This is a genomic window from Rhizobacter sp. P2_H2, assembly GCF_056403375.1.
Genome location: NZ_JBFUFP010000212.1, coordinates 1 through 6,722, shown reverse-complemented (window position 1 = coordinate 6,722; position 6,722 = coordinate 1). Strand labels below are relative to the sequence as shown.

At 71.3% G+C, this 6,722-nt stretch carries 10 protein-coding genes; 2 read left to right on the top strand and 8 right to left on the bottom strand.

Going from position 1 to position 6,722, the window contains the following annotated elements; genetic code table 11:
• The 3 genes from AC1D15_RS13515 to AC1D15_RS13505 form a co-directional block, all read right to left on the bottom strand.
• Positions 1-192 (bottom strand): hypothetical protein (locus AC1D15_RS13515; protein WP_477826380.1); only part of this gene is annotated, 192 nt, incomplete at its 3' end.
• Positions 193-419: 227 nt separating this feature from the next.
• Positions 420-1,019, bottom strand: a complete 600-nt coding sequence (locus tag AC1D15_RS13510; protein ID WP_477826379.1) for a hypothetical protein — start codon at positions 1,017-1,019, stop codon at positions 420-422.
• Between the two features lie 23 nt (positions 1,020-1,042).
• Positions 1,043-1,882: a hypothetical protein gene (locus tag AC1D15_RS13505; RefSeq protein ID WP_477826378.1), complete on the bottom strand. Its 840-nt coding sequence runs from the start codon at positions 1,880-1,882 to the stop codon at positions 1,043-1,045.
• 175 nt (positions 1,883-2,057) lie between these two features.
• Between AC1D15_RS13505 and AC1D15_RS13500 the strand changes: the two genes are divergently transcribed.
• Positions 2,058-2,366, top strand: coding sequence for a hypothetical protein (locus AC1D15_RS13500; protein ID WP_465111304.1), 309 nt, complete (start codon positions 2,058-2,060; stop codon positions 2,364-2,366).
• Here AC1D15_RS13500 and AC1D15_RS13495 read toward each other — a convergent pair.
• Genes AC1D15_RS13495 through AC1D15_RS13475 form a run of 5 tightly spaced genes read right to left on the bottom strand, consistent with a single transcriptional unit; the run spans position 2,356 to position 6,314 of the window.
• Positions 2,356-3,618, bottom strand: a complete 1,263-nt coding sequence (locus AC1D15_RS13495; RefSeq protein ID WP_477826377.1) for a c-type cytochrome — start codon at positions 3,616-3,618, stop codon at positions 2,356-2,358. The two genes, AC1D15_RS13500 and AC1D15_RS13495, sit on opposite strands and share 11 nt — an antisense overlap.
• Positions 3,615-4,322, bottom strand: coding sequence for a c-type cytochrome (locus AC1D15_RS13490; protein WP_477826376.1), 708 nt, complete (start codon positions 4,320-4,322; stop codon positions 3,615-3,617). The genes AC1D15_RS13495 and AC1D15_RS13490 overlap by 4 nt, the downstream gene beginning before the upstream one ends.
• A gap of 57 nt (positions 4,323-4,379) precedes the next feature.
• A complete protein-coding gene (locus AC1D15_RS13485; protein ID WP_477826375.1) occupies positions 4,380-5,027 on the bottom strand; it encodes an FMN-binding negative transcriptional regulator in 648 nt (215 codons plus the stop codon).
• A gap of 10 nt (positions 5,028-5,037) precedes the next feature.
• Positions 5,038-5,514 (bottom strand): OsmC family protein, encoded by a 477-nt coding sequence (locus tag AC1D15_RS13480; protein ID WP_477826374.1) that lies wholly within the window; start codon positions 5,512-5,514, stop codon positions 5,038-5,040.
• Between the two features lie 11 nt (positions 5,515-5,525).
• On the bottom strand, positions 5,526-6,314 hold the full coding sequence (locus tag AC1D15_RS13475) for an isocitrate lyase/PEP mutase family protein (protein ID WP_477826373.1): 789 nt from the start codon (positions 6,312-6,314) through the stop codon (positions 5,526-5,528).
• A gap of 75 nt (positions 6,315-6,389) precedes the next feature.
• Between AC1D15_RS13475 and AC1D15_RS13470 the strand changes: the two genes are divergently transcribed.
• On the top strand, positions 6,390-6,722 hold a 333-nt coding region (locus AC1D15_RS13470; RefSeq protein WP_477826372.1), incomplete at its 3' end, for a GntR family transcriptional regulator.

The following is a 6,722-nucleotide window of genomic DNA, read 5'->3' as shown; positions in this document are numbered from 1 at the left end:
GGCCTGGAGCGTGGCGAGATCGCGCCGGGCTGCCGCCAGCTCGCGCTGCTGGAGATGCACCCAGGCGCCTGCCGCGGCCACCGCGGCGAGAGCCGCGACGCCGCCCAGCGCCCAGGCCAGCCACGGCAACGGCGCCTGGTGCCATTGGCGCGACAGCGCCCAGCTCAGCGGCAGGTTCTTGAAGGACGACATCGGTGCCAGCCGCCAGCAGGTCAGCGCGGGGCGGGGACGTGGTTCGGCAATGGAGCGACGGCGATGGAATGGCTGTGCGGCATGGGATCCTCCCGTGAAGCGCACCGCGAGGTCTTGTGGAGCCGTGGTCTGGTGCGCGGAACCGGGTCACGCCCGGCGAGGAAGGAGTGTCGCGCAGAAATGACCGGGATTTCGCGACGGATCCCTGACTTCCGGGCCCCGGTTCGTCACTCGATCACGTCATACAGCCGCACGATGAACGACACCTGGTACAGCAGGTTGCCGACCGCGAACGCGCCGTGGAACACCGGGTGTCGGATGAGCGCCGCGGCGCCGCACAGCAGCACGTAGACGCCGGCCCGCAGCGGGTACTCGAGCCCGAGCTTGGGCAGCAGCGCGCTGCCCTTGATCCAGGTGTCGCCCAGGTCGACCACGAAGCTCAGCGCCAGCAGCGCGAAGAACCAGCGGCGGCGCGACAGGAAATAGTCGCGCCAGCCGTCGTATTCATCGAGGTCGATCGGGAACAGCACCGCGCACAGCAGGTAGTTCAACCCCGCGTAGAACAGCACGAAGGCATAGAGCTCGAAGCGCCACACCGGCAATTGCGCGAGCCGGAACTCCCACCACCAGAAGTGCACCAGCAGCAACAAGGTCGAGGCCGTCCACAGCAGGTGCACCCAGTACGCCTTCTGCCGGCCCGGATGCTGCACGAACACCGCCAGCCCCGACAGCAGCCGCGCGATGCTCAGGCTCACCACCATGCTGAGCACGATCCGCAGGTGCAGGAAGACGGCGGGATCGGGGGCGGGCGAGGCGGCAGTCTCCATGGCCAGGCGCAGGCGCTGCGCGATCAGAAGCCGGCGTCGATGAAGACCTGCGGCCCCTGGAAGGTGTAGCGCACCTCGCCGCGCGGGTCGCGGCGCGTCTCGGTGAGCTTGTACTGGTCGTAGCGGTAGCCGGCGCCGAGCGCGAAGTTGCCGGTGAAGCGGTACTGCAGGTTGGCCTGGAAGTTCAGCAGCCGGCCCTTGTGGCCCTTGTAGTTGATCGCGAACGCATCGGCGCGGCCCGAGGCCAGCCAGCTCGGCGCGAACGACCAGGTGCCGTAGGCGCCGACCGTCGGCAGCGGCACGGTGTGCGCGGCCTCCTCGCGGCGGACCGCGACGGTGCCGCCGTCGACCTGGCCCAGGCCCTCGACGATGAACTTGAAGCGCGTGACGTGCAGCCCGGCCACGGCACCGGCCTCGGCCTCGTCGGTCTTGTAGAACGAGTAGCCGACGCTCGCCCGCGCGACCTTCGAGTCGAACTCGCTGTCGACCGAGGCCGACACCGGGAAGGTGGTGTCGTCAACGACGATCTCGGTCTCGAGCAGCGTCTTGTCAGCACTGCGCTTCAGCGAGAAGTACTCGAACTCGGCACGCCAGCGGTCGCCGAAGCGCGCACCGACCAGCAGCGTGCCTAGCGTCTTGTGCTCGGGCAGGCCCAGCTCGTCCTCGAGGTGCAGGTCGGTGCCGGTGGTGCCGCTGTTCGAGCGGTCGACCTGGATGTGCGAGCTGATCGACGGGCGGAACGCGCCGATCTGCACCCACAGCTTCTGGTTCAGGTAGTCGGTCGCGTCGGCGGCTTGCGCACCGGTGGCGGCGAGCAGCAGCCCGGAAGCGACGGCGATCGGACGGCAACGGCGGAATGGCATGCGGTGCTCCCCTGCAATCTGTGAAATCGTTCGCGGTGCGCGAGCCTATCCGGGGCCGGAAGGGGCGTCAATCGCGGGTGCGAACCCAGGGACTGGCGTGGGATCCGCCACGTATTGCGTGGACTGCCGCAGCGGTGGCCTGCCGACAATGGTGGCTTCTTCCAGAGAGCCTCCCATGCCGCAGTCGACCGGTCCGTCCCCTTCCTCCGTTGCCAGCTCGCGCGATTCGCTGATGGCGATGGGGGCAGGCGCATTGATGGGGGCCGTCGTGATGCACATGGCCGAGCAGCGCGGCGACAGCGGCCTGAGCCTCGCGATGGCGGTGCTGTTCGTGCTGTCGGGCTGCGCATCGGTCGTGCTCGCGATGCTGAGCCGGCCGCACCGCTTGAAACCGTGGCAGCGGCGCGGCGAGATCAAGGGCTGGATGCTGGCGCTCGGGCTGGGCCTGCTGGCCGCGGTTCAGGTCAGCGCCCTCATTTCCTGAGCCGCGCGACATCGAGCGGCGAGACTTCCGCTCCCCCATTGCCCCAGGAGCCGCGCACGTAGCTCAGCACGCTGGCCAGCTCGGCATCGCTGAGCACGGTCGCGAACGGCGGCATGCCGTAGGGCCGCGGGTTCGCCGGCGTCGACGGCGCGAAGCCGCCTTCCAGCACGATGTGCACCAGGTTCGCCGGCGAATCCATCGTCACCGCACGGTTGCCGGCCAGCGGCGGATAGGCGGGCGGCGCGCCTTCCCCGTCCTCGCCATGGCAGTCGACGCAGTGCTGCTTGTACAGCTGGCCGCCTTGCGCCATCACCGCCGCCGGGGCGGGCGGGTTCTTCACCTCCTGCCGCGACAGGGCCTTCAGGTAGGTCGCCATCGCGAGCAGGTCGTCGGCGCTCAGGTGCTGCAGGCTGCCGGTCACGACCTCGGCCATCGGCCCGGTGACGCTGCCGCCGCGCGACGCATCGGCGACGCCGCTGCGCAGCAGCGCGACGATCTTCGGCAGTTCCCACTCGCCCACGCCGGCCTCGCGCGCATCGCTGAGCGACGGCGCGTACCAGTTCTGGATCGGGATCAGCCCGCCGCCGAGCGCGATGCCCGAGCTCGCACCGAGCGCATTGCGGCTCGTATGGCAGGCGTTGCAATGGCCCAGCCCCTCGACGAGGTAGGCACCGCGGCTCCAGGCCGCCGAGTGCGTGCCGTCGTGCGGCATCGAGCCGGGCCGGAAGAACGCGGCACGCCACACCGCCAGCGCCGCCTGCGTGTTGTAGGGAAACCCCAGCGCATGCGGCCGGTTCGGTTTGTCGGTGGGCGGCAGGCTGCGCAGGTATGCGAACAGCGCATCCGAATCCTCGCGCGTGACGCGGGTCAGTTCGGTGTACGGGAAGGCCGGGTACAGCAGCCGGCCGTCGGCCGAGCGGCCGTTGTGCATCGCGCGCCAGAACAGCGCCGCGGTCCAGCCGCCGAGGCCGTGCTGCGGGTGCGGCGTGAGGTTCGGGGCGAACACCGTGCCGAACGGCGTCGCGATGCCGCGGCCGCCGGCATACGGCACGCCGCCGCGCTCGGTGTGGCAGCCGGCGCAATTGCCGGCGCGGGCCAGGTATTCGCCGCGCGCCACCTGCTGCGGGGTGAAGGGCGCGGCATCGGCGACCAGCGGCGACTCGTCGCGGAAGTTCAGCGCCATCACCAGCGCCACCCCCACCCCTGCCGCGGCGGCGATCAACAGCGCGATCACGATCAGCGCGCGCTTCATGGCGACACCTTCGTCACGTCGGGAACGCCACCGCAGGTGATCGGCAACGCGGCGGGCAGCGTCGCAGCCGGATGCGCCGGCTCGGGCACCCGCTGCACCGCCAGCCACTGCGCGACCACGCTGACCTCGTCGGCCGCCAGCGCCTGCGCCACCTGCGCCATGCAGTCGGGCGCCAGCGCGCGGCGCGTGCCGGTGCGCCAGGCGCCGAGCTGCGCGACCAGGTAGTCGCGCGGCAGCCCGAGCAGGCCGGGAATCGCCGGGGCGACGCCGGTCAGCGTGGCGCCATGGCACTGCGTGCAGGCCGGCAGCTTGCGCGCGGCATCGCCGTTGCGCACCAGCGCCTCGCCGCGCTGCGCGAGCGCGGCCGGCAGCGCAGGCCCGGGCGCCGGCGGCGAGTACGGCAGGTCGAGCGACGAGAAGTACGCGGCGATCTCGCGCAGGTAGGCATCGCTCAGCGGATCGAGCAGGCCGGTCATCAGCGCGTACTGGCGGCGGCCGTCGCGAAAGCCCTGCAGCTGGTGGTAGAGGTAGTCGGCCGGCTTGCCGGCGATGCGCGGGTAGTAGCCGTCGCGCGCGGCGCGGCCTTCCTTGCCGTGGCAGCCGGTGCAGGCCTGCAGGCGTTGCGCGATCGTGTCGGGCACCGGTGGCGCGGCACGTGCACTGAAGACGGCGGTCAGCAGGATCAGGGCGAGCAAGGATTTCATCGTGCGGTGCGCGTGGCAGACGAGGCGACGGCGCAGCGCGAGTATCCTCCCGCGTCTTCAGCCGCCGGGCTGCACCAGCCTGGACATATTGACCGACGCACCGGCCGAGTCAGCGCCGCCCTGGTCACGCAACCCCGCCGCGACGCCTTCGCGATCGGCGCTCGAGCGGTTCTGGCTGACCTTCCACTTGCCCGTCAGCGCCTGCAGCGGGATCTCGATGCCGACGATCGCGCGCAGCATGCCGTCGATGAAATCGGCCGGCGCATCGGCCACCGCCCAGGGCCGTGGCAGCGCAGCCTCGTGTCGCTGCGTCAGCCGAGTCACCAGCGACAGCAGCCACGGTGCGTCTTCATGCACCTGCAGCCTGCCGCGCGCCTGCACCATCACGTAGTTCCAGGTCGGCACCACCTTGCCGTGCTCCGCCTTCGTCGCGTACCAGCCCGGCGAGATGTAGGCCTGCGGCCCCTGGAACACGACCAGCGAATCGACATCGCGCCGCGCGGCCTGCCACACCGGGTTGGCGCGCGCGACGTGGGCGCGCAGCACCGCGCGGCCGGCCTCGTCGTGCTCCAGCAGGAAGGGCACCGGGTTCGCCGACAGCTCGCCGCCGGCATCCTGCGTGACCAGCAGCCCGAGCGGGTGCGTGCGCACCAGCTCGTGCAGCACCTCGGGGCGGGATTCTTCGAAATGACGGGGTGCGTACATCGAGGCTCTTTCAGTCGATCGTGACGGGTTCGCAGCGCACCTCGGACTTCACCGAGTTCGCGATGAAGCAGTTGGCATGCGCCTCGTGGTGCAGCCGCGCCTGCTCGGCGGCATCGGGCCGGCGCTCGCCGCCATAGCGCACGGCCGGCCGCAGCGTGACGACGGTGACCGCCATCTGCCCCTGCGCATTCGGTTCCATGATGCCGACCGCCGCATCGCGGTAGTCGTCGATCACCCAGCCCGCCTTCGCGGCGAGGCCGAGGAACCACAGCATGTGGCAGCTGCTGAGGGCCGCGACGAGGGCTTCCTCGGGATCGACCGCGCTCGGGTCCGACATCGGCACGCGCACCGAATGCGGCGACGACGAACCCGGCACCGTCGCCCCGCCGTCGAAGTGCCAGTCGTGGCGGCGGCTGTAGCGGTTGTCGGTGAAGGGCTGGCCGGCGCGCGTCCAGTGCACCTCGGCGTGGTAGTCGTGCGTGGCCATCGTCGAGGTCCTCACAGGCGGTTCAGGTAGTCGAAGGTGCCGCGCTCGCGCACTTCGGTCGCGGCGTCCAGCAGCCCGCGCATCGCGGCGCGGTACAGCGAGGTCGCGAGGCTGATGCGGCGCACGCCGGCTGCTTCGAGCTCGGCGACGCTGAACGACTTGCCCTTGATGCCGACCATGAAGTTCAGCGGCTTCGTCAGCGCGCTGCACACGGTGCGCACCGCGTCGAGGTCGGGCAGGCCGGGTGCGAACAGCACGTCGGCGCCGGCGCGCTCGAAGGCCTGCAGGCGGCGGATCGTGTCGTCGAGGTCGGGCTTGCCGCGCAGGAAGTTCTCCGACCGGGCGGTCAGCACGAAGCCATGCGGCAGCGCGCGCGCCGCCTCCACCGCGGCGGCGATGCGCTCGGTGGCGTGGCCGATGTCGTACAGCGGCTTCGCCTCGTCGCCGCTCGCATCCTCGATCGAGCCGCCGGCCAGGCCGATTTCGCCGGCGCGGCGGATCGTCTCGGCGGCATCCTGCGGCGTCGCGCCGAACCCGTTCTCCAGGTCGGCCGACACCGGCACGTCGACTGCCTGCACGATGGCCTGGGCGTGCGCGATGGCCTCGTCGCGCGTCAACTGGCCGTCGCGCCGGCCCATCACCGCGGCGGCGGCGCCGCTGGAGGTGGCGAGCGCCGCGAAGCCGATGCCGGCCAGCGCGCGCGCCGAGCCGGCATCGAAGGCATTGGCGATCACGAAGGCGCGCGGGCCGCGGTGCAGCGCGATGAAGCGGTCGGTCTTGTTGATGGTCTGGTTGCTCATGAGAGGCTCCCGTCGGGTTCCGGATTGGTTCCATATCGTAGACACTGAAGAGGCTTCACGAGGAACCAATCGACCATGCCCGGAGGAACCAATTCGGCGCTTGCTTCAACGGCCGCCACGTTGCGCCAGCAGGTCTACCTGCAGCTGCGCGGCGCGATCGAGCAGGGCACCTTCGCGCCCGGTGCGCGGCTGCCGCCGTCGCGCGATCACGCGCTGGCGCTCGGCGTCGGGCGCAACACGGTGCTGTGGGCGCTGGAGCGGCTGCGTGCCGAGGGCTACGTGGTGGCGCGCGTCGGCGACGGCAGCTACGTGGCGCCGGGCCTGGCGGCGCTGCGGGGCGGCCGGCGCCGGGTGGCGGCGATCGCGCCGGCGGGTGCGCTGTCGAAGCGCGGCCAGGCCATCGCCGAC

Coding starts and splice junctions, on each gene's coding strand:
- AC1D15_RS13485 (WP_477826375.1), bottom strand. CDS start 5,027: ATGTACGCACCCCGTCATTTCGAAGAATCCCGCCCCGAGGTGCTGCAC.
- AC1D15_RS13480 (WP_477826374.1), bottom strand. CDS start 5,514: ATGGCCACGCACGACTACCACGCCGAGGTGCACTGGACGCGCGCCGGC.
- AC1D15_RS13475 (WP_477826373.1), bottom strand. CDS start 6,314: ATGAGCAACCAGACCATCAACAAGACCGACCGCTTCATCGCGCTGCAC.
- AC1D15_RS13505 (WP_477826378.1), bottom strand. CDS start 1,882: ATGCCATTCCGCCGTTGCCGTCCGATCGCCGTCGCTTCCGGGCTGCTG.
- AC1D15_RS13495 (WP_477826377.1), bottom strand. CDS start 3,618: ATGAAGCGCGCGCTGATCGTGATCGCGCTGTTGATCGCCGCCGCGGCA.
- AC1D15_RS13500 (WP_465111304.1), top strand. CDS start 2,058: ATGCCGCAGTCGACCGGTCCGTCCCCTTCCTCCGTTGCCAGCTCGCGC.
- AC1D15_RS13510 (WP_477826379.1), bottom strand. CDS start 1,019: ATGGAGACTGCCGCCTCGCCCGCCCCCGATCCCGCCGTCTTCCTGCAC.
- AC1D15_RS13490 (WP_477826376.1), bottom strand. CDS start 4,322: ATGAAATCCTTGCTCGCCCTGATCCTGCTGACCGCCGTCTTCAGTGCA.